General features: G+C 61.1%; 17 protein-coding genes. 5 read left to right on the top strand and 12 right to left on the bottom strand.

The window, feature by feature from the left end; genetic code table 11:
* Window positions 1-74: 74 nt before the first annotated feature.
* The 11 genes from AC1M7R_RS06075 to AC1M7R_RS06025 all read right to left on the bottom strand — a co-directional run bounded on the left by AC1M7R_RS06075 (window position 75) and on the right by AC1M7R_RS06025 (window position 15,066).
* On the bottom strand, window positions 75-740 hold the full coding sequence (locus AC1M7R_RS06075) for an alginate O-acetyltransferase AlgF (RefSeq protein ID WP_072397060.1): 666 nt from the start codon (window positions 738-740) through the stop codon (window positions 75-77).
* A 14-nt stretch (window positions 741-754) separates the two neighbouring features.
* Complete coding sequence (locus AC1M7R_RS06070) at window positions 755-1,930, bottom strand: alginate O-acetyltransferase (RefSeq protein WP_072397062.1); 1,176 nt, start codon at window positions 1,928-1,930, stop codon at window positions 755-757.
* 11 nt (window positions 1,931-1,941) lie between these two features.
* Window positions 1,942-3,507, bottom strand: coding sequence for an MBOAT family O-acyltransferase (locus AC1M7R_RS06065; protein ID WP_072397064.1), 1,566 nt, complete (start codon window positions 3,505-3,507; stop codon window positions 1,942-1,944).
* 220 nt (window positions 3,508-3,727) lie between these two features.
* Window positions 3,728-4,852, bottom strand: coding sequence for a mannuronate-specific alginate lyase (locus AC1M7R_RS06060; protein ID WP_072397209.1), 1,125 nt, complete (start codon window positions 4,850-4,852; stop codon window positions 3,728-3,730).
* A gap of 23 nt (window positions 4,853-4,875) precedes the next feature.
* Window positions 4,876-6,324: an alginate O-acetyltransferase gene (locus AC1M7R_RS06055; RefSeq protein WP_072397066.1), complete on the bottom strand. Its 1,449-nt coding sequence runs from the start codon at window positions 6,322-6,324 to the stop codon at window positions 4,876-4,878.
* Window positions 6,325-6,335: 11 nt separating this feature from the next.
* Complete coding sequence (algG, locus tag AC1M7R_RS06050) at window positions 6,336-7,925, bottom strand: mannuronan 5-epimerase AlgG (protein ID WP_490610301.1); 1,590 nt, start codon at window positions 7,923-7,925, stop codon at window positions 6,336-6,338.
* A gap of 26 nt (window positions 7,926-7,951) precedes the next feature.
* Window positions 7,952-9,442, bottom strand: coding sequence for an alginate export family protein (locus AC1M7R_RS06045; protein ID WP_072397211.1), 1,491 nt, complete (start codon window positions 9,440-9,442; stop codon window positions 7,952-7,954).
* Window positions 9,443-9,447: 5 nt separating this feature from the next.
* Window positions 9,448-10,953 (bottom strand): alginate biosynthesis TPR repeat lipoprotein AlgK, encoded by a 1,506-nt coding sequence (gene algK / locus AC1M7R_RS06040; RefSeq protein ID WP_072397070.1) that lies wholly within the window; start codon window positions 10,951-10,953, stop codon window positions 9,448-9,450.
* Window positions 10,954-10,962: 9 nt separating this feature from the next.
* Complete coding sequence (locus AC1M7R_RS06035; RefSeq protein ID WP_072397072.1) at window positions 10,963-12,132, bottom strand: alginate biosynthesis protein Alg44; 1,170 nt, start codon at window positions 12,130-12,132, stop codon at window positions 10,963-10,965.
* Window positions 12,133-12,167: 35 nt separating this feature from the next.
* Window positions 12,168-13,649, bottom strand: a complete 1,482-nt coding sequence (gene alg8 / locus AC1M7R_RS06030) for a mannuronan synthase (protein WP_371128610.1) — start codon at window positions 13,647-13,649, stop codon at window positions 12,168-12,170.
* A gap of 100 nt (window positions 13,650-13,749) precedes the next feature.
* Complete coding sequence (locus tag AC1M7R_RS06025; RefSeq protein ID WP_072397077.1) at window positions 13,750-15,066, bottom strand: nucleotide sugar dehydrogenase; 1,317 nt, start codon at window positions 15,064-15,066, stop codon at window positions 13,750-13,752.
* Window positions 15,067-15,537: 471 nt separating this feature from the next.
* Between AC1M7R_RS06025 and AC1M7R_RS06020 the strand changes: the two genes are divergently transcribed.
* Complete coding sequence (locus AC1M7R_RS06020) at window positions 15,538-15,798, top strand: hypothetical protein (protein WP_143007964.1); 261 nt, start codon at window positions 15,538-15,540, stop codon at window positions 15,796-15,798.
* 77 nt (window positions 15,799-15,875) lie between these two features.
* Here the strand turns inward: AC1M7R_RS06020 and yaaA are convergent, their stop codons facing one another.
* Window positions 15,876-16,655, bottom strand: a complete 780-nt coding sequence (gene yaaA / locus AC1M7R_RS06015) for a peroxide stress protein YaaA (protein WP_072431574.1) — start codon at window positions 16,653-16,655, stop codon at window positions 15,876-15,878.
* A gap of 171 nt (window positions 16,656-16,826) precedes the next feature.
* Here yaaA and AC1M7R_RS06010 point away from each other — a divergent pair, with 171 nt between their 5' ends.
* The 4 genes from AC1M7R_RS06010 to AC1M7R_RS05995 all read left to right on the top strand — a co-directional run bounded on the left by AC1M7R_RS06010 (window position 16,827) and on the right by AC1M7R_RS05995 (window position 20,586).
* On the top strand, window positions 16,827-17,951 hold the full coding sequence (locus AC1M7R_RS06010; RefSeq protein WP_490610300.1) for a polysaccharide deacetylase family protein: 1,125 nt from the start codon (window positions 16,827-16,829) through the stop codon (window positions 17,949-17,951).
* A 335-nt stretch (window positions 17,952-18,286) separates the two neighbouring features.
* Entirely contained in the window at window positions 18,287-19,681 is a 1,395-nt protein-coding gene (locus AC1M7R_RS06005; protein ID WP_072397081.1) for a PhoH family protein, read from the top strand.
* Between the two features lie 192 nt (window positions 19,682-19,873).
* A complete protein-coding gene (gene moaC, locus AC1M7R_RS06000; protein WP_072397083.1) occupies window positions 19,874-20,347 on the top strand; it encodes a cyclic pyranopterin monophosphate synthase MoaC in 474 nt (157 codons plus the stop codon).
* The gene (locus AC1M7R_RS05995; protein WP_490610299.1) at window positions 20,344-20,586 is read left to right on the top strand and encodes a MoaD/ThiS family protein; all 243 of its coding nucleotides are present in this window, start codon (window positions 20,344-20,346) and stop codon (window positions 20,584-20,586) included. Before moaC ends, AC1M7R_RS05995 begins: the two co-directional genes overlap by 4 nt.

Here is a 20,586-nt window from a genome sequence, read left to right as displayed (position 1 = left end):
TCCATGTTGAATGTCAGATAGCTATCGCGAGCACGCTCGCTCCCACAGGGCACAGCGTCAGTCAGGAAAACTCATCAGCGGGTCGACACGGGGCGCTTGACCCACACTGGCGACAGGCTGCTGCCCGAGCCGGTGACGTACAGCACCGCGGCTTCACCGCGCTCCAGGGCTACGGGTTTCAGATCGCCGACTTTCTTGTCGCCCTCGAACAGCGCCAGGCTGACTTTGACCGGATTGATTTCACGCTCGCCGCGGCCTTTGGCCGCCACGTTCGGAACCACTTCGGTCTTGCCGTCGGCGGTCTTGAGGGTCAGTGCCTTGTCGCTCAGGTTCTGCACGCGAACCAGGGACTTCTGCTTGTTCTTGAACGGTGGTTCTTCGATCAGTTGTGGTTGGCCGCTGGCGTTGTTGACCAGGGTGTAATAGTGATCGGGAGCCAGTTTCACCGGTACGGTCTGGCTGCCGACCTTGGCGCTGTAGTCGCCGCCGGGCATGAAGCTGAAATCGCTGCTGGCCAGGGGGGCGACATCGCTCAGGTTGGTGCTGCCGACGGTGGCGCTGACTTCGGCGTTGCTGGCGTTGTAGAGGCGCACGAAGCTCGAGCCTTTTGGCGCGACCGGGCCGTACAGGGCCGAGTCACCGGCGAAGGCGGAAAAGGACAGGGCGCTCAGGCTGGCAGCGAGGGCAACGGCCTTGAAGGAGCGAGCAGCGAGACGGCGATGAGTTGTGGTGAAAGTCATGGTGGACCTCTCTTTCAGTTTTGCGCCCGGTCGGGCGTCTCGGATGGGGTGTTGGCGGCTACGTTCTGTTGGCGCGCACCGGCTTGTTTGAGCTCTGCGACCCACTGTGGGTCGGCGTCGCCGATTTCGTTGTTCACGGGCAGATAACGTTCAGGGAACTCCCAGATCAGCACCTGGGGCGGGCTGTTCTTGAAGGCGTCGCTCTTGAGGTAGCTGAGCATTGGCAGAATCGGGCCATGGCCGTCTTCGGCGTAGTTCACGACGTCGCTGTGCAGGGCCTGCTTGAGCGCACCGACGAAGTTCCAGTTGGGGTTGGCGCTGTAGCTGGTGCCGATCAGGGCCACGGGCACCTGGGCGTCGGCGAACAGGGCGTCGCCTTCGGCCGGCTGGTCGTCGGCTTCGCGGGTATTGCGCTTGACCAGCGGCTCCTGGGCCGGCATCAGCTCTTCGAACAGCGGATCCAGGGGCAGGAACTGACGCAGGTCGCCCTTGTGGGTGATCTTTTCCACAGGCTCGGTGACGAAGCGCTGCGGTTCACCGTTGAGCGGAGCGCGCTCGGCAATGGCCTTGGCCAGGTTCTCGGCGGCCACCTGGGCACCTTCCGGCGTCCAGTGGGTGTCGGTGCGCAGGAACACTTGCTGGCCGCTTTGCTTGGCCTGTTGCAACGGGCCGAGCAGGTCGGGGGCGATGATCTTGTCCGCCGCCACGCGAGCATGGAAATCCTGGTAGAGGTTGGCGTGGATGCTGGATGGCTTCACTTCACCCAGGTGCTCGGGGTACAGCCGCGCCTTGGCCGGCACGATCGCCATCACCAGGGTGATGCCTTGCTCCTTGAGCTTCTGGCGCACGCCCTCGATCAACGCGTAGTTGCCTTGCAGGTTCAGCTCTTCGTTGACGATCGGGTTGAACTCTTCATCGCTGTACAGCCACTGGTCACGGCCCAGGACCACGCCCTTGCGGCCTTCGTTGAACAGCTTGTAGTCCAGCGCCGCCCAGATGTTGGTGCCCAGGCGCTTGATGGGAAACTCGTCGTCGTAGTGGGTTTCCACGGCCTTGGCCCAGCGCCCGTTGAGCACCGTGGCATCGGGGTTGGTGCTGAAGCCGAAGAAACTGCGCATCGACCACAGGCCCAGCACCACCAGGGTCAGCAGGAACAGTGCGATGTAAAAGATGCGTAATGAGCGGGTCATGTTCAGATCCCTCAGAACTGGAAGTAAAGGAACGGCGAGAAGCTTTGCGCCGAGAGTTTGAGAATCGAGGCGATGAACAGCAGCAGCACCAGGGCGCGCATCACATAGCGTGGCCAGTCGGCGACCCAGTAGGCTGGTTGCACCTGGGCTTCGACACCCACGGTGTAGCCCGGTTCATGGATGTTCGACGGGTTGTCGCCCGGAACGGCCTTGATCAGGCCCGGTTGCGCGGTGGCCGGACCATCGGCCTCGGTGTTGACCTCGGGCTTGGTCTTGACTGGAGGACGGTTGGTGTAGAAGTCCCGCAGGCCGAAGAAGGCGAGGGTGACGTAGGCCACCACCAGCGTGGCGATCTGCAGGCCGGTGAGGTTGGCGCGGGTCAGTTCCGACAGCGACCAGTCGCCGAAGCTGAACATGGCGCCGTACATGCGACCGGCCACGTGCAGGTTCTCGGCACGGAAGATCACCCAGCCCATGACCACCAGCAGGAAGGTCAGTGCCCAGCGGATCGGGTTGATGGTGCGCGGCGTGGTGTTGATGCCCACGGCCTTCTCGATGGCCAGCCAGATACCGTGCCAGGCGCCCCAGATCACGTAGGTGATGTTCGCACCGTGCCACAGACCGCCGAGCAGCATGGTCAGGAACAGGTTGCGATAGGTCATCAGCGTGCCTTTGCGGTTACCGCCCAGGGTGATGTAGAGGTAGTCACGCAGCCAGGTGGACAGGCTGATGTGCCAGCGCCGCCAGAACTCGGTGATGGACTGGCTGATGTAGGGCTGCTTGAAGTTTTCCATGAAGCGGAAACCCATCATCAGGCCCAGGCCGATGGCCATGTCGCTGTAGCCGGAGAAGTCGAAGTACAGCTGCGCGGTGTAGGCCAGGGCGCCGAGCCAGGCGTCACCCGTGGTGGGGTTCTGCAGGGCGAAGCAATGGTCGGCCACCACCGCCAGGGTGTCGGCGATGAACACTTTCTTGATGAAGCCCTGCATGAAGCGCGTGCAGCCTTCGGAGAACTTGTCCAGGGTGTGGGTGCGGTTGTTGAACTGATCGGCCAGGTCACGGAAACGCAGCACGGGGCCGGCGATCAGGTGGGGGAAGATCGCCACGAACGCCGCGAAGTCGATCAGGTTGCGGGTCGCCGGGGTATCGCCGCGATAGACGTCGATGATGTAGCTGATGGACTCGAAGATGTAGAACGAGATCCCGATCGGCAACAGCACGTGGGTCAGGATGAACGGATTGAGACCGAAGCTGGTGATGATGGCGTTGAGGCTGTCCACGCCGAAGTTGGCGTATTTGAAATAGCCGAGGATGGCCAGGTCCACGCCCACGCCAAGCAGCAGCCAGCGCTGGGCCGGTTTGGTGCGCACGCCCGCGGCGCCGACTTTAAGGCCGATCCAGTAGTTCCACAGGGTGACGCCGGCGAACAGCGCCAGGAAATCCACCCGCCACCAGGCATAGAACACATAGCTGGCGATCAGCAGCAGCAGGTTGCGATAGCGTTGCCCGCTCAGGTAGTACAAGCCGAGAAAGATCGGCAGGAACAGGAACAGGAACACGTTGGATGAAAATACCATCCCGATCTCTCCATGTTGAATCAACAGTCAAGGGCCAGAGCCCCCCCAAACCCCCCCATGAAAACCGGGGGGTTGATTACATTCGAAACAAACCACATTCCCTGTGGGAGCGAGCTTGCTCGCGATTGCGATCTGACATTCACTTTGGTGGCGACTGACATACCGTCATCGCGAGCAAGCTCGCTCCCACAGAATTCCCCGCCAGGCAGGGAGGGTGGGCTTAGCTTCCTTTCTCACCTTTATCCCGCGATGGGTCGTACACCTTGGTCAAGTCCCCGCCGAGGCGGAAGGTCTTGAACGGCTGCATTTCATGCTTGCGTTCCAGCACATCCTGCGAGCATGTGTAGAGGGAGCAGAACGGTTCGAGCCAGGCGAATTTCGAATCGATCTTGAGATCCTTCATGTCCTGTTCTTCGCCGTTCTTCTCTTCGAAGATGTCCGGGTCTTCCACACCGGCCAGTACCCGCTCGCCCAGACGCTTGAGGGCGGCATTGTTTTCCTGGCGCAGGTCCACGCCGTTGACCTGGGCAAAACTGGCGATCATCGCCAGGGGCGGCAGGGCATAGTTGTGGTACGACAGCGCCCGCTGCTTGCGCTTGAGTTCGTTGGGCAGGAAACCGTCGGCGTCCACCTGGTTGACGCCGACCTTGTATTCCTTGACGGCCCAGTCGAACAGGTCGCGACGGTTGGTCGCCACGGCCGTGGCCATCACCGACCAGGCTGCCCAGTAGGAGTGGTTGTTGGTCTTGTCCAGGGGCAGGTTGTCCCAGTCGCTGACCACCTGGTCGGCCATCTTGCTGAACCAGCCTTCGATCAGTTGCGCCTGTTCCTGGTGGTTGGCCAGTGGGCGCGACTCGGAGAACTTCAGGCGCACATAGGCCGAGGCCATGCTGCCCAAGGCCCATTTGCGCATGGACTTGCCGGTGTGGTTGAAGTCGGTGGACATCAACGCATCGGCCTTGGCCCATTCGGTCAGCCAGTTCAAGGTGCATTCCAGTTGCTCGGGGCGACCGTCGCGCATGAACTGCATCACCTGCTTGCTGATACCCCGTTCGATCCGGGTGATGTCGGCGGTGCTGTCACGGAAGGCTTTTTCCGATTGCACGTTCAAGGTCGCGCGGGCCTTGTCGGAGCCTTCGTACTTGCTGCGGAACTGCAGCGCGCCGGTATAGGGCGTTGGCGTTGCATCGCAGCCCTGGGCCGGGTCGCCGACCTTGACCTTCTCGATCGGTGCGAAGTAGCCCTGTGGCGGACGCAGCGGAGCCGCGGCCTGGGTGGCCCCGGCGAACATCGCCAGGGTCAGCAGGGACGGCGCCAGCAGCGCTTTCAACGTTCGGGGTCGCATGTTTCTGGTCATAAAGCGAGACCTCATTGTCCGATTTGAGCCGTTTGTTCGGCTTGCGGAGAGACATTGCGTTTGCAGACTTTCGCTTCGATTTGCTGTGGTGCCGCACCGGCTTCGGGGCCCTGGACTTCAACGGCCAGCAGGTTCTGCGAGGCCCAGTCCTCATCGGTGCGCAACTGGAAGGCGAAACGCCCGTCGGTTTCGGAGGTGTTCGGTTTCTCGATCTTGATGTCCTCGTGGCGCCCATTCATGTACCAGAGGGTGGCTTGCAACGTTTTCACCGAGGTGTCGGCGAAACGGATGTCGACCTGGTGGCTGCCGTTACGCAGATCCATGTTCTTGCTATTGACCATCAATTCGTTCTTGCCCGGCTTCAGGGCGGTCTTGCTGCTCATCAGCGCCGGCTTGCCTTCGCAACCGTTGTTGTCCAGCAACGCCATCATCTGGCGGTAGATGGTTTCCTGGTCCAGGCGATACAGCGGCGAGAATTCCCAGATCAGGATCTTGGGTGGGCTCTTCTGGAATTCCTCGCTGCCCAGGTACTGGATCATCGCGCCCTCGAAACCACCGCCGGGGAAGGCGACGTTGAGAATGTCGGCGCCGATGGCTTCTTCCAGGAAGCCGGCGAAGTTGTAGTTCTTGCCGCTGTGACTGGTACCCACGAGGGTGATCTGCGGGTTGCCGGAATCGCCGAACAGGTCGCCGTCGCCAGCTTCGCCCTTGGGCTCGGTGGTGAACTGGTCCATGTACTGGATCGCATAGCTGGTGCCGCACAGCTGGCCGGCCATGTTGTGCAGGGTGCCGGTCTTGCCCATGCGGCCGGACTTCTTGGTCTCGAACTCACGCTTGGGAATGTCGGCGAAGGCCGGGATCTGCTTGACCTTCTCGGCGACGATCTTCGCCGTGCGCTGGGCGCCGTAGGGTGTCCAGTGCTGGTCGCCACGGAAGTAGAAATCGTGGGCCGGCAGGGTCTCGGGGAGGTTTTCGTTGGTCAGCGGAGACAGGTCCGGTACCACGTAGCCCATCTGCGCGAAGCGACCGAGCATGGCCTTGTAGTTGGTCAGGGCCTTTTCATAGTCGAAGCTGGCCTTTTCCTGTGGGTTGAGCTTGTTGCGGTTCACCAGGCCCCGGGTGGGCTGATAGACGATCACCAGTTCGACGCCTTTCTTCTTGAAGGCATCGTGCAGCATCTGCATGCGCTTGTAGCCGGCCGGGGTAGTGTCGAACTCGGTACGCAGGTCTTCCCGGGTACGGAACAGCCAGTCGCCCTGGGCCTGTACCAGCGTGGTGAAGTTCTGCTGGTAGCGCGTGGTGTAGTTCTTTTCGTCGTGTGCCGCAGGGCACAGGCTGCAGCAAGGTTCGGCAGTAAAGGTCGGCGCCTTGATTTCGTCGGCGCGCGCGCCGCTGGTGGCGGCGAGAATGCCGGCGGTCAGGGCGGACAGGCCCAGGAGTTTGATCATCTGTGGGTTCATAAAGGTCATCCTCAATCCCGCATTTCGGTCTGGCGTTCGACGGGGTCGATCAGCACGGCTTTCTGCTGGCGCACCAGCAGGTCGAGAATTTCGTCCTGGCGCTCGCCCAGGATTCCCGTGAAGCTGATGCCGCTGGATTTGGTCGGCGCGAGCATGGACACGCGGTACAGCTCGACGCTCAGCGGCGAGTCGATGGACAGCGGGCCACTGCCATTGGCGGCCAGTTCGCCGCCGACCACGATCAGGGAAACCTGGGCGTCGAACGGGTCGAGCTTGATGTCACGGTCGGTATCGGACAGGTCCTTGATGTGACCGTAGATACCGGTCAGGCCGTTGGCCATGGACACGTTTTCGTAGAGGCGAATGTTCACGCTGTTACGAATGCGGATGCCGTGGCGCTGGTTGCTGATCACTTTGTTGTCCCACAACAGGTTGTCACCACTCTCATAAAGCGTGATGCCGTCGGTGTGGTTCTTGTAGATCTCGTTGTAGGCGATGATGTTGTTGACGCTGTTACGGTCGATCACCAGGCCCGAGAGTTTGTTGTCGTAGCTGCGGTTGTTGAAGATGAAGCTGTCGTTGACCTCACGGGAAATGATGATCCCGTGCTTCTTCTTCGTCCCGTAGACGGTGTTGTCGGCAATGATCAACCGATGGGACCGGTCGTGGGGGTCGATACCGTAGACGATGTTGTCCTTGTAGGTGTTGCCCTGGATGACGAAGTCGCGGGTCTCGTAGCAGTAGAAGCCGTACCACATGTCCGAGAACTCGGAACCGATGATCCAGCCGGTCGGTTCCGGGCGCTTGAGGACCTTGGCCATGTTCGGCGTGTACTGGGAGATACTCACCCCGTACGACTTACTGTTGGCGTAGCCGAAGCTGGCCATCTTCGAGTTGACGATGTAGGTCTCGGTACCGCCCCAGGCCAGCAGGAACGGACGGAATTCGTTGGCCGAACGGAAAGTGGCGGGGCCGTTTTCCTTTTCGCGCCAGCCGGTGACCTTGGTGTCGTGGATGAACATCTGGCCATCGTTCACCAGGAACGAGCCGCCTTCCTGGGACAGGCGCAGCTCCTGGGTCTGCTTGTCGATTTCCAGGATGCCTTTCTGGCCGACCACGATCGGGATCCTCGCCAGGAAGACGCCTGGCGAGGTCTCGATGATGTATTTGGGCGCCTTCCTGGCCACGTCCTTGAGGTTCATGTAGCCATCGTCGATGAAGATGGCCTGGGGAATACCGTGCTGGCGCACGACCCACTCGGCCATCTTGTTGTCACCGCCGATGAAGTCCTTCAGGGCGTTTTCCTGCATCATCCGGCGCACGCTGACCTTGCCGGGCTTGCTGCGCACGATCTTGGCCACAGCCGCTTCGGCGGTGAAGCCCTTGAGGTCGGGCAAGGTCGGCTTGGCCAGTTCCAGCGGGGCGGTCGGCGCACTGCTGACGGTGTAGGTCTTGGCCGCTTGCAGTTCCTTGGCCACGTTGCCCGGCTTGACCACCGGTTCAACGTTGGCGAACGCCGGCGAGCCGGCCAGCAGCATGGCTGCGACCAACAGGCTGATCGAACCTTTCATCGCCTGGCTGTTCCTTTGGTAGCGGTTCATATCGGGCACTCCCATGGCCGTTCGCATCAGAAGCGCCAGATCACGTCGACAAAGGCGCGATGCATGTACGAATCGACCTCTTTGCCGTAGGCGTCGCCTGGCTTGAACACGCCGCCACGAAAGCGCACCAGCGCCGACGGCTCATCGATGGACTGGCTCAGCGCGGCCGGCAGCAGCCCTTGCTTGAAGTACTTGGTGACCACCAGATCGACTTCCTGGCCCAGGTCCTTGTCGCCGTCACGCAGCGGCAGGGTGGAGGTGGACAGGATGGCGCCGGTCACGTCGTCGGTGTTGTTCTGTACGGCGTTGATGCCGTTGCTGCCCACCGGCTTGTTGCCGTCCACGCGCCAGAACTTGTGGTACACCAGGCTGGCGTCGTATTCGTCGCGCAGCTGCCAGGAGCCGAACAGCGAGGCGCTCTGGGTGTTGCTCATCTCGCCACGGAACGCCTCGCCGAAACGATGGACCCGCGAACGAGTGCCGGTGAAGTTCGAGCGGTTGCTCTGCAGGCCATTCTGTTCATAGTCCTCGCTGGCGCGGGCATAGGCGGCACCGACTTGCCATTGCGGATCCAGGCGCAGGCGAATACCCAGGTCGGTGGCCCAGCCATCCACGTCGTCGCTGCGCTTGGCTTGCGCCGGACGGGTGCCGTCGGCGTTGAGCGGGTTGACGGTGTCGCGGTCGCCGGTCATGCCGGTGATGCTCGCCCAGTAGTTGACGGTATTGGTGTTGCGCCAGTTATAGGCATCGCTGTTGGCTTCCAGGCCGAGCCAGGACAGGTCACCGTTCTCGGTCTTGTCCAGGACATCGGTGGGTTCGCCCGGGGTCGGGTAGTCGAGGCTGCCGTTGTCATGGGTGTGATGGGCGCGGATACCGGCCCACTGGCCTGGCATCCACTGGTAGCCCACGTCGCCGTAGACGTGCAGGCGATCCTTGTCCTTGGGCGACAGCTCCTTGAGGTCGGTGCGGTATTCGCTGAAACGTTCGGCCACGCCGAGGTTGGCCCGCAACAAGGTGGTGTCGAAGGTCCAGTTCAAGGCCTCGATGTTGGTGTCGCGCCACTGGCCGTCATCGTTGCGCAGGCGCTGGCGGCCGAACTTCAACTGCTCGCCCGGGTACGGGGTCAGGCCGCGATAGCCAATCCAGAATTCGCGCATGGCCAGGTAGCTCTTCTTGGCTTCGCGATCGCCGCTGTCGGTTTCCTGGGTGCTGCCATCGGACTGTTGCAAGGTGTCAGTCTCGATGATGTCGGAAGACGTCACGGCCTGGGCCATGGCGTAGGCGCTCCAGGCACCGCTTTCGCTTTCGCCGTAGACCCAGGGACGCAGGTCCAGGCCGACACCGTTGACGTCGCCACCGCTCTGGGTGCCGAGGTCACGGTCGTCTTCGGACTGGCCGGTGATCTTCACTTCCAGGCCGAAGTTCTTGGTGTCGGTCAGGGCCGCCAGGGTCGGGCAGGACCACAGCAGGGCGCAGGTCAGGCCAATTCCGGCCTGCACAAAAGGATTGAGCTTCAAAGGCTTCATAGAGGTTCCTCGCCGTTATCTTCTTTTAGGGCTTGCAGTTCCAGCGTATCGGGGCTCATGGCACCACGAATGGCCTGCTCTTGTTGTAGCAGGCGTTGCGCTTGGGCAAGCTGTTGCGGCGGTAATTGGGCTTCGAGGGTCTGGGCAAGCTCGGTGGCTTGCGGGGTGTTCTGGGCCTTGGCCAACTGGCTGAACACATAGGCATTGACCGGGTTGGGCTTGGTGCCCTTGCCCTGGGAGAACAGCTGGGCAATGGCATAGTCAGCGCTGTTCTGGCCGTTACGGGCAGCCTTGAGCAAGTGGTCCAGGGCTTTTTGCGAGTAGACCTGGCCCAGGTAACCACGGCGATAGATCTGGCCGAGGTAGTAATCGGCGGCCACTTCGCGGCCGACGGCTTTCTGGAAATGTGCCTCGGCGACCTTGGCGTCGGCCGGTACCCACTTGCCTTCGTAGTAGAGTTTGCCCAACAGCAACTCGGCCCGAGGCTGGTCGGCGGCACGGCCGTTTTCCAGGTACTGCATCATCTTGTCGACGTCGCCCAGCTCGGGGAAATCGTAGAGCAACTGCGCCAGGCTGACCCAGGCGGCGGGGTAGCCGGGGGCGATGCCTTCGAGCAGCGACTGGGCTGTCTTCTCGTCGGTCTTGCCGAGGCTGGGATCGGCCAGCACGCGCGCGACGCTGTCCACGCGCTGGGCAGAAACCACGCCACGACTGTGGCCGGCCTGCATCTGCTTGAGCAACTCGGCCTGCTGTTCCGGCTGGCCGCGTTTCTGGTAGACCGTGGCCAGTTCGACGTAGCAGATGTCGGTGGTCGCCAACGCGGCCTTGCACACCTTCTCCACTTCAGCCAGGTGCTGGTCGTAGGTGCCCTGGGTGCGATAGAGCAGAATCTGCGCCAGGCCTGCCTCCGGATAACCGGCGTTGCGCCACTGGTCGATCTGCTGCTGGGCGTTGACGTTCGGGAAGCTGTGGGGGTATTGCAGGTACAGCATCGCCAGCGGGATCAGGGTGTTGCCCTCACCGTTGGCGAAGGCTTTCTTCAACAGGCCCTCGGCCTCGTGCTTTTCAGCCTCGGTGGAACCGGGCTTGGCCACCAGCAGGCGACCCAGGCGAGCCTGGGCCCGTGGCGAGATATCGGCGGCAGCGCGGTAGGTCGCCTCGGCCTTTTTCATCTGCTCGGGGTCGCGGCTGTCCACCTGGATATCGGCCAGGCCCACCTGGGCTTCGCTGTAGCCCAGGTCTGCCAGTTGCTGATAGTTCTGCTGCGCCAACGCCGTGTCGCCGCGCTTGAGGGCTTCGTTGGCCAGGCGCTGGTCGGGCAGGCCCGCGCAACCGGCCAGGCTCACGGCCAGTGCCAAGGCACACAGTGTCCCCACTTGGGAACGAGCTTGCGGCGTATCATCCTGACCGCATTGATCCTTTCGCGAGCGAGTCGGATTGCCGAACCGTCGCTCCCACAGACTCTGTGGGGTATTCAGGATTTCTATAATGGTCACGGGCATATCCTCGACTTAAAGACCGACGGCCATGGCTTTGTCGATCAGCCAGTTCAGGCTTGGGCCACGGTCGCTGTGGACTTCTACCGGACGACCGGCCAGGGAGCTGTCCAGCGGCTCGTCAGGCTTGATCATCACGCGGATATCCGAAGACAGGTCCGCGCTCTTCAGGCTGGTGCTGCTGACGATCTTGCCGGTGCGGGTGACGTCTTCGCCGGCAACCTGGAAGTTGACCGCGGTGCCTGGGCGTACGTCGCCGAACTGGCGATAGGAGAAGCGAGCTTCGACATTGGCCTCGGTGCCGCGCGGGACCAGTTGGAAGATGACGTCGCCCTTGCTTGCGTACTGGCCGTCGGCAACCAGTTGCTGGGATACGATGCAGTCGCAAGGGGAGGTGAGGGTACCGGTCATCTGCTTGCCGAACAGTTCCTCGACCTTGGCCGGTTGCAATTGGTTGTCGTCCAGGTGGCCCTTGAGGACGTCGAGCATGCTGGTGCTGAACGTCGCCAGTGGGGCGCCCTTGGCCGCCACGCCGTCGGCCTTGACCAGGCTCTGCACGGTGCCGTCGCGCGGCATGGTGATGGCCATGCCCGGTACGTTCACCAGGCCTGCCTGGGCATGGCTGACGAAATACATGCCGTACACCGACTTGAAGATGAAACCGAACGCCGCCAGGCCGACAACGAAGATGCCCAGGCTGAAGGTCACGGCCCGCAGGCGACCCAGGGCGCTCATGCCGCCGGTTTCGTCCTTCTGCTTGCGTGCCTTGGTGAAGTTGTCGCGCTGCAGCGTCGCCAGTACGTCGCCCACGCTGACGATGTCGCCTGCCAGGTGCGAAGTGATGATGTGACGCAGTGTCGAGATGTCCCGCGGTTCCAGGTTCTGGAACTGGCAACCGGTGCGGCCGGTCTGGCGGTCGTGGGAGCGGATCTGCAGCTCCACGTCCATCGCCAGGCCGAGGTTGTCGATCACGAACTGCAGGCGAGCCTTGTACGACTCGCCGACCTTGAGCGGCATCTGACCGGCGTTGAAGCACAGGCCGCCGGCGGACAGGTCCAGGACCTTGACTTCCATCGGCGTACGGTCGGGACCGAAGAAGCGCAGCTTGGCCGGGATTTTGACCCGGGCGTGTTGGCGCTGGGCTTCGGATTCATGCACTACGTTGACATTCACGGCGGTGTTCATAGAGGCGATTTCCTAGTTAATTCAGGCGAGTTCGGTCAGACCATCGTCAGCAGCACGGCGACAAAGATGCTGCCGGCGGAGAAGGTCATGGTCCGAGACGACCAGGTGTTGAACCAACGTTGAAAGCTGGCGAGATCACGGGTCAGTGAGGTGGGCTGGCGTGTCCAGGACTGTTGGTCGAGGCGGAAGAACACGTAGATCTTCACCAGCGCGCCGACGATCTGGTTGTAATAGAGAATCATCGGGTAGGCCGGGCCGATCCGGTGTCCGGAGCACGACAGCAACAGGGTCAGCAGCAGCCGCGTGATGCCGATCCACAGCAGATACACCAGGATGAAGGCGGTGCCGTACTTGAAGCTGGCGATCAGTGCCACGGTCAGGCCCAGCAGCGACGTCCACATCGACACACGCTGGTCGAGCAGCACCACGGAGGTGAACAGGCCCAGGCGCCGCATGCCCAGGCCCAGTGCCCGGGAGTTCTGCCGAAGGTTGTTGCCGTACCAGCGGAACATCAGCTTGCGACTGGCCTTGATGAAGCTCTTTTCCGGCGGGTGCTCCACGGTGTTGATCGCCGCGTCCGGCACGTAGAAGGTGTCGTAGCCCAGGCGCATCAGGCTGAACCAGCTCGACTTGTCGTCCCCGGTCAGGAACTTGAAGCGACCCAGGCGCCAGTGTTGCAGCGAGTCGCTTTCCACGTCGGCGATGAAGTCCGGGTTGGTGACCACGGTGGCGCGGAACACCGACATGCGGCCGGTCATGGTCAACACACGCTTGGACAGGGCCATGGAGCACATGTTGATGTGGCGCTGGGCGAAACGCAGCTTGTGCCATTCGCTCATGATGTAGCCGCCGCGCACTTCGCAGAACTCGTTGGTGGTCAGGCCGCCGACGTTGCCGAACAGCTGGAACCACGGCACGGTCTTGCGCACGACGCCCTCGCCAAGCACGGTGTCGCCATCGATCACCGCAACCACGGCACGGTCGTCCGGCAAGTGGCGGGAGATGGCGCGGAAACCGTAGGCCAGGCCGTCACGCTTGCCGGTGCCGGGGATGCGCACGAAGTCCAGCTTGACCCGCTCCGGCGGGTTCATGCGGGCCCAGAGGCTCTTGACCAGCAACTCGTCGGACATTTCCACGATGGAGCAGACCACCGTGGTGGGCAGCCCGCACTCGATGGCTTCGCGAATCACCGAGCCGTACACCTGGGCCGTGGTCAGCGCGTCGATCCGGAAGCTGGTGACCATCAGGAACACATGCGACGGGTCGGCGGCCTTGCCCAGCTTGCGTACCTTGCGGCGCAGGTGTGGGTAGACGATGTACAGAAAGATCATGCCGCGTACGAAATGCGTCGCGCCCATGGAATAACGCCAGATGCCCACGGCGCCGATCAGGAAAATGAAGTCCTTGGATTCGGAGTCGAACGTAGACGTGGGCAGCGCCGTGGCGATGCCCATCAATAAACTCAAGTAAAACAGCCAACCGGCGGCCTGAAGCAGGCCGTGCTTTAGCCTGTGCATAATCTGCATCCGTCTCTATCTCGGGCGGGCCTTGTGGGCGGCCCGATGGGTTAAGGCAGGCGAAAGGCCGGCCAGGGCGAGCCCCGGCCGGCAAACAGACTTACCAGCAGATGCCTTCTGTCCGGCCATTCGGTGATGTGGCCTTGGACATGAAACCAACCAGGTCGATGACCTGCTTGCCTTCCGGTACGTTCTCGGTCAGCGAGCGGAATTTCTCGTCGCGGTTGCCGAGGATGATGATGTCGGAGTTGTCGATCACCGAGTCGAAATCGGAGTTGAGCAAGGACGAGACGTGAGGGATCTTCGACTCGATGTAATCCTTGTTCGCACCGTGGACGCGGGCGTATTCGACGTTGCTGTCGTAGATGCGCAGGTCGTAGCCCTTGCCGATCAGCATTTCCGCCAGTTCCACCAACGGGCTTTCGCGCAGGTCGTCGGTACCGGCCTTGAAGCTCAGGCCCAGCAGGGCGACCTTGCGTTTGTCGTGGGCGGAGACGATGTCGAAGGCGTTCTGCACCTGGGATTCGTTGCTGCGCATCAGCGAGTTGAGCAGCGGCGCTTCCACGTCCAGGCTGCTGGCGCGATAGGTCAGGGCGCGAACGTCCTTGGGCAGGCACGATCCGCCGAAGGCGAAGCCAGGGCGCATGTAGTACTGGGACAGGTTCAGGGCCTTGTCCTGGCAGACCACGTCCATCACTTCACGGCCATCGACGCCTACGGCCTTGGCGATGTTGCCGATTTCGTTGGCGAAGGTCACCTTGGTGGCGTGCCAGACGTTGCAGGTGTACTTGATCATCTCGGCGACGGCGATGTCCTTGCGGATGATCGGCGCATCGAGCTCTTCGTACAGCGATTGCAGAACGTCGCCGGAGGCCTTGTCGAACTCGCCGATGACAGTCATCGGTGGCTGGTCGTAGTCCTTGATGGCGGTGCTTTCACGCAGGAACTCAGGGTTGACCGCGACGCCGAAATCGACGCCAGCCTTTTTGCCGGAGCAGTCTTCGAGGATCGGGATCACTACGTTCGCTACGGTGCCTGGCAGAACGGTACTGCGAACCACGATGGTGTGGCGGGTCGTCTTGTCGCGCAGGACAAAACCGATTTCGCGGCACACGGCTTCGATGTAGTTCAGTTCCAGGTCGCCGTTTTTCTTGCTCGGTGTACCGACGCAGATCATCGACAGATCGGTATCGCGAATGGCTTCGGCGAAGTTGGTAGTACCGCGCAAACGGCCCGTTTGAATACCTTGTGCCAGCAACTCTCCAAGACCCGGTTCAACGATCGGCGACTTGCCGGCGTTGATCATATCGATCTTGTCCTTGGCGACATCAACGCCAACCACATCATGGCCCCGTGCAGACAGGCAACCGGCACATACTGCACCGACGTAACCCAAACCAAATATGCTAATGCGCATCGCATTTACCTCTGTTTTCACGCCATTAAATGGCCGGAGTTAATAGTGTTCAGCGGTCATAGTGCACTCGGAAGTGTGGAATGCAGGCGCCACAATGCCGTGTGCAGGCATACTAAGTTCCGAGTGTCTAAATAATTGCACTCAAGTTGTGCGCAAAGCGGCCTAGTTGTTATGACCTGCCCTGTTATGCAGCCGGTCCTCGTTGTCGGGGACGTCCGTGCAAAGGTCTTACACTTCTGATTCCTGGCGAAAAGCCCACAAAATCAGAAGGTTGTGTGCTCGGGTGAACACGTTATAGGGGCGCAGCCTTGGCCTTTGTAGGGGATAGTGATGGTGCGTTATCTCCTGTCCTTTCATATTGGATCCCAATAGACGACCGTTTCGCTTAGTTGTCGTGACAACTTGGTTACTCTGGCCGACGTCCTGCGTAAGTTATCTCGTACACGAGTGCCGAGAATCGTTACGGGTGGTATGAGCCGTGCATTTGGACATAGTTCCGATCCGCTCATCGCGATTTCAGAAATTTTTCGAAATATCTGCCTAGATGGCACTGCTCTCACAGTGATGGCACTTGCGGTTTTGGCCTTTAGTTACGGGGAGTTAAAAGGCTTAGATAGTTTTGTGCCACTATCGTTGAAAATTTTCCGTGCCACTACGGAAAAAACTGACATTTGTCGAGTGAAAGAAAAGTTAGCGCGGGAGTTGTCTTTTATATTGACGCCAAGAAAGTGACGAAGTGGGCGAGGGAGTGAGATGACATGCAGGCGGTTGATCGAGGCCCCCGATTAGGGGGCTCGAAGGGGAACGCGTCATTGCGGTGCGTGATCGCGCAGGAAGACCAGTTTTTGCGATGAAGACTGTTGCGCACTGAAGCGATAACCCTGCACATCGAACTGCTTGAGCAAGTGCGGGTCGTTGATGCGTTCCTGAATGACGAAGCGGCTCATCAGGCCTCGGGCTTTCTTGGCGTAGAAGCTGATGATCTTGTACTGGCCGTTCTTCAGGTCCTTGAACTCGGTATCGATGACGCGCGCTTTCAAGGCGCTGCGCTTGACCGCCGAAAAGTATTCGTTGGACGCCAGGTTCAACAACACATCGTCGCCCTGGTCGGCCAACGCTTCGTTCAGCCATTCGCTGATGCGGGTACCCCAGAAGGCATACAGGTCCTTGCCTCGGGCATTGGCCAGTTTGGTGCCCATTTCCAGACGATAGGGCTGCATCAGGTCCAACGGCCGCAACAGGCCATACAGGCCGGACAGCATGCGCAGGTGTCGTTGGGCGTGATCGAAATCGGCTTCGCTGAAGCTCTGCGCGTCGAGGCCGGTGTACACGTCGCCCTTGAAGGCCAGCAGCGCCTGCCTAGCATTGTCCGGGGTGAATGCCGGTGTCCAGCTGCCGAACCGCGCGGCATTCAGGCCGCCGATCTTGTCGGAGACATGCATCAGTTCGCTGATCTGGGCCGGCGAGAGTTCGCGCAATTGCTCGATCAGCTCCTGGGAGTGGTCCAGGTATCGCGGCTGGGTAAAGCGAGCGGTGGCCGGCGGTGTTTCATAATCGAGGGTCTTGGCGGGGGAAATCACCATCAGCATGCAATCGTCTCCTTCAAAGTTGCCGCGATTCTAGGGGGTTGTCCGGGTGGACTCCAGCTATCGAGGCAATAGGTGATTGGTGGTGGGGGATAGCGGTAGGGATTCATGCGCATGGCCTCGCCACAGGATCGGCTATGATGCCGCGCGGGTTTCGTTATGGAGACATCCCTTTTGCGCATTGCTCTTCTTTTGTCGGCCTGGCTGTTGAGCCTCGGTGCCATGGCCGCGCCCAACGATATCGCCACCCAGGATCGCAGCACCTGGCCGGAGCAACTCACCAGTGCGACGTTGTTCGATGTGGCTTCCCGGGCCGAGATCCTGATGTTCGCCAGGGTCCTGCTCGACACCGATGCCATGGACGAAATCGCCCTCAAGCAGTACCTGGGCCTGCGCTCGATCAACATGGTGGCGATCGATAACCTCCGGGCACGGCTGTGGCAGCGCTTGTTGAGCAGCTACAACTTCGCCCAGCGCAGCTGTGACCAGGATGCTTCCTTCTGTTATCTGGTTGAAGACATGGCTTCCCTGCGCCAGGAGGCGGGTCGCTTCCATCTCGACGACAATTCCTTCTACATCAAGTGGGCCGGACCGAGCCGGATCTTCCATACCCAATACCGGGACGAGTTGTTGCGCAAGGCCGCGCTGTTTCCCCAGTCCAGCAGCGAGGTCGAGCGTTTCGGCGATTACGAGCGCAATGGCGAGGGCATGCACGACCGGCTGTTCCTGCTGACCTTCGACAGCGGTGCCAACGTTGTTCCGGACAACACGCCCTGGCTGACCGATTACCTGCGCAAATCGAACATGAACGGCACGTTCTTCGTGTTGGGCAAGGACATCCAGGCGCGCCTGGCGGATCGTTCGGTCAACGACCTGCAATCACTGTATTCGGGGCAATGCGTGGGGGTGCAGGGCTGGGAGTTCCGCTCCCACAGCTATTGGAAAGACTGGCAGGACTCGGTGCGGCGCAGTGTCGAGCTGGTCAAGGGCAGGCTGCCGGAGAACTACGTGCCGCTGTTCCGTCCCCCCCAGGGACAACGTCGTGGCGATGCCCAGGCCTTCTTCCGCAACCAGGGCCTGCAGGTGGCGCTCTGGGACATCGATCCCATGGACAGCAGCAACCGGCTCAAGCCCGAGCAAAGCGCCCAGCGCGCATTGACCCTGATGCTGCTCTGGCGCCATGGGGTGATCAACTTCAATGCCAAGCAGGATGCGGTGAAGACGGCGTTGCCCTGGCTCATGACGCAAACGGCGCAGAGCGGGATCGGCTGGGAAGATTGTCAGGAGGCGTTCCGCTGAACCCGCAAGGGCCCGGAAACATTGGGGAAAAGGAAAATCTTCGGGCGCATTCGTGGCGACCGGACTTCCGACTTTAACGGGGTAGCGACGGTACGCCAAGGGCTTTTCGTCACTCTGAAAAATAAACTTCAAAAAAGCGTCAAAGTGCTTTTTCCTGTCATGGTTTTTGGAGTATCAAGAAGTCAGACCGCCGAAACCTGCAACACAGGTGGCGTCTTCCAAGACCCAGTTTGTGTGCAGTTCACCTGAGCCCTCGCGGGTGAATTCGGTGGCTACCTCGAGGCGCAGCACCGTCATGGTATTGCGTCGAATGGCCCCCACAAAGGTGACCGAGTATGGATGACCACGGACGTAGCCCTTCCTCCAACAAGCCAATCCTTTATGTACTCGATACCAACGTATTGATCCACGATCCAAACGCACTTCTGAACTTCGAAGAACACCACGTTGCCATTCCGATGACCGTGCTCGAAGAGCTGGACAAGCTCAAGAGCGGCCATCACAGCGTGGCGGCCGAGTGCCGGCAGGCGATTCGCCTGATCGACAAGACCCTGGGGGATGCTTCTCCCGAGGATGTCGAGCTGGGTGTGCCGATCCAGCGTGGCAAAAGCGGCCCCAAGGGCCTGCTCTCGATCCTGATGAGCAAGCGCACCGAACCCAACCTCGTACTGCCCGAGCACCTGAACGACAACATCATCATCAACCAGTTGATCGACCTGCACGCCCGCAATACGGACCAGGCCGTGGTGCTGGTGACCAAAGACATCAACATGCGCCTCAAGGCCCGCGCCTGCGGGATCGCGGCAGAGGACTACAGCACTGACCAGCTGGTGGACGACGTCTCCCTGTTGCCCAACGGCTATCACACCATGGCCGGCTCCTTCTGGGACCGCGTGAGCAAGGTCGATACCCGCCAGGACCACGGCCGTACCTGGCACCAGGTGCAATTGATCGACAACCTGCCGGCGGTGCACATCAACGAGTTCATCATCGATGAGCAGGGGTTCGTCGGCTGGATCAAGGAAATCGAGGACGACAAGCTGCTGATTCTGGACCTGCACCAGGAGCCTTTGCTGCATCAGGAAGCGTGGGGGCTCAAGCCGCGTGACATCTACCAGAGCCTGGCCCTGTTCGCCTTGCTCGACCCCGATATCCACCTGGTCAACCTGTCCGGTGCCGCCGGCTCCGGCAAGACCATCCTGGCCCTGGCCGCCGCCATCGAGCAGACCATGGTCAGCAAGCGCTACCGGCGCATCATCGCCACCCGCAGCGTGCAAGGCCTGGACCAGGAAATCGGCTTCCTGCCCGGCACCGAGGCGGAAAAAATGGAGCCCTGGCTGGGGGCTATCACCGACAACCTCGAAGCCTTGCACATGGATGACGAAAGCACCCATGGCAGCGTCGACTACATCCTCAGCAAAGTGCCGCTGCAGTTCAAATCCCTCAACTACATTCGAGGCCGCAGCTTCCAGCAGAGCCTGATCCTGATCGATGAATGCCAGAACCTCACCCCGCACCAGATGAAGACCATCATCACCCGTGCCGGCGCCGGTTCGAAAGTGGTGTGCCTGGGGAACCTGGCACAGATCGATACCCCTTACCTGTCCGCGACCAGCTCCGGGCTGACCTACCTGACCGAACGCTTCAAGGACTTCCCCAACGGGGTCCACATCACCCTGCAGGGCGTACCGCGCTCGATCCTGGCCGAATACGCCGAATCGCACCTGTAACCCAACCGGGCGGCCTTCAAGCCGCCCGGTTTTTTATGGTTTTACAAAAAAACTGTGGGAGCGAGCTTGCGCGCTCCCACAAGGGGGTTCGCAGTGACTTCCGAATCCAAGACGCAAGTGGGTGCGACAATCAACCCTGCCGGAATCTGACTCACGGGTTTACAATCGAGGCTCCTGATCAGGAGTAACCCTGTGCTGACTCATCTCGATTCCCAAGGTCGCGCCAATATGGTCGACGTGACCGACAAGGCCGTGACATTCCGTGAGGCCACGGCCGAAGCCTTTGTGCGCATGTTGCCCGACACACTGCAGATGATCGTCAGTGGCGGCCACCCCAAGGGCGATGTGTTCGCCGTCGCGCGCATTGCCGCCATCCAGGCGGCCAAGAAGACCAGCGATCTGATCCCGCTCTGCCATCCGTTGATGCTCACCAGCGTGAAAGTCGAACTCAGCGCCGAAGGCCAGGAGCGGGTACGCATCGTTGCCCGATGCAAGCTGTCCGGGCAGACCGGGGTGGAAATGGAGGCCCTCACCGCCGCCAGCGTCGCCGCGCTGACTATCTACGACATGTGCAAGGCCGTGGACCGGGGCATGACCATCGAAGGTGTGCGGGTGCTGGAGAAACTCGGCGGCAAGAGCGGCCACTTCCAGGCGGATGCGCCATGAAGATTACCGTGAGGTTCTTTGCGCGTTATCGCGAGGCGTTGGGCGTGGACTCGGAGCGGGTCGAGGGTGAGTTCGGCACGCTGGACGATGTTCGCGTTTTCCTGGCGGCGCGCCAGGGGTTCGAGGTGTTGGGCGAGCAAAACCTGATGTGCGCTCGCAACGAAGAACTGTGCCAGCTCGACGAGCCGCTGGCGGACGGCGATGAAGTTGCATTCTTTCCCACCGTGACCGGGGGCTGA

The organism is Pseudomonas sp. MS01C9, from assembly GCF_058202755.1.
Note: the sequence above shows the minus strand (reverse complement) of the source record. Positions and strands in the feature narration are given on the sequence as shown.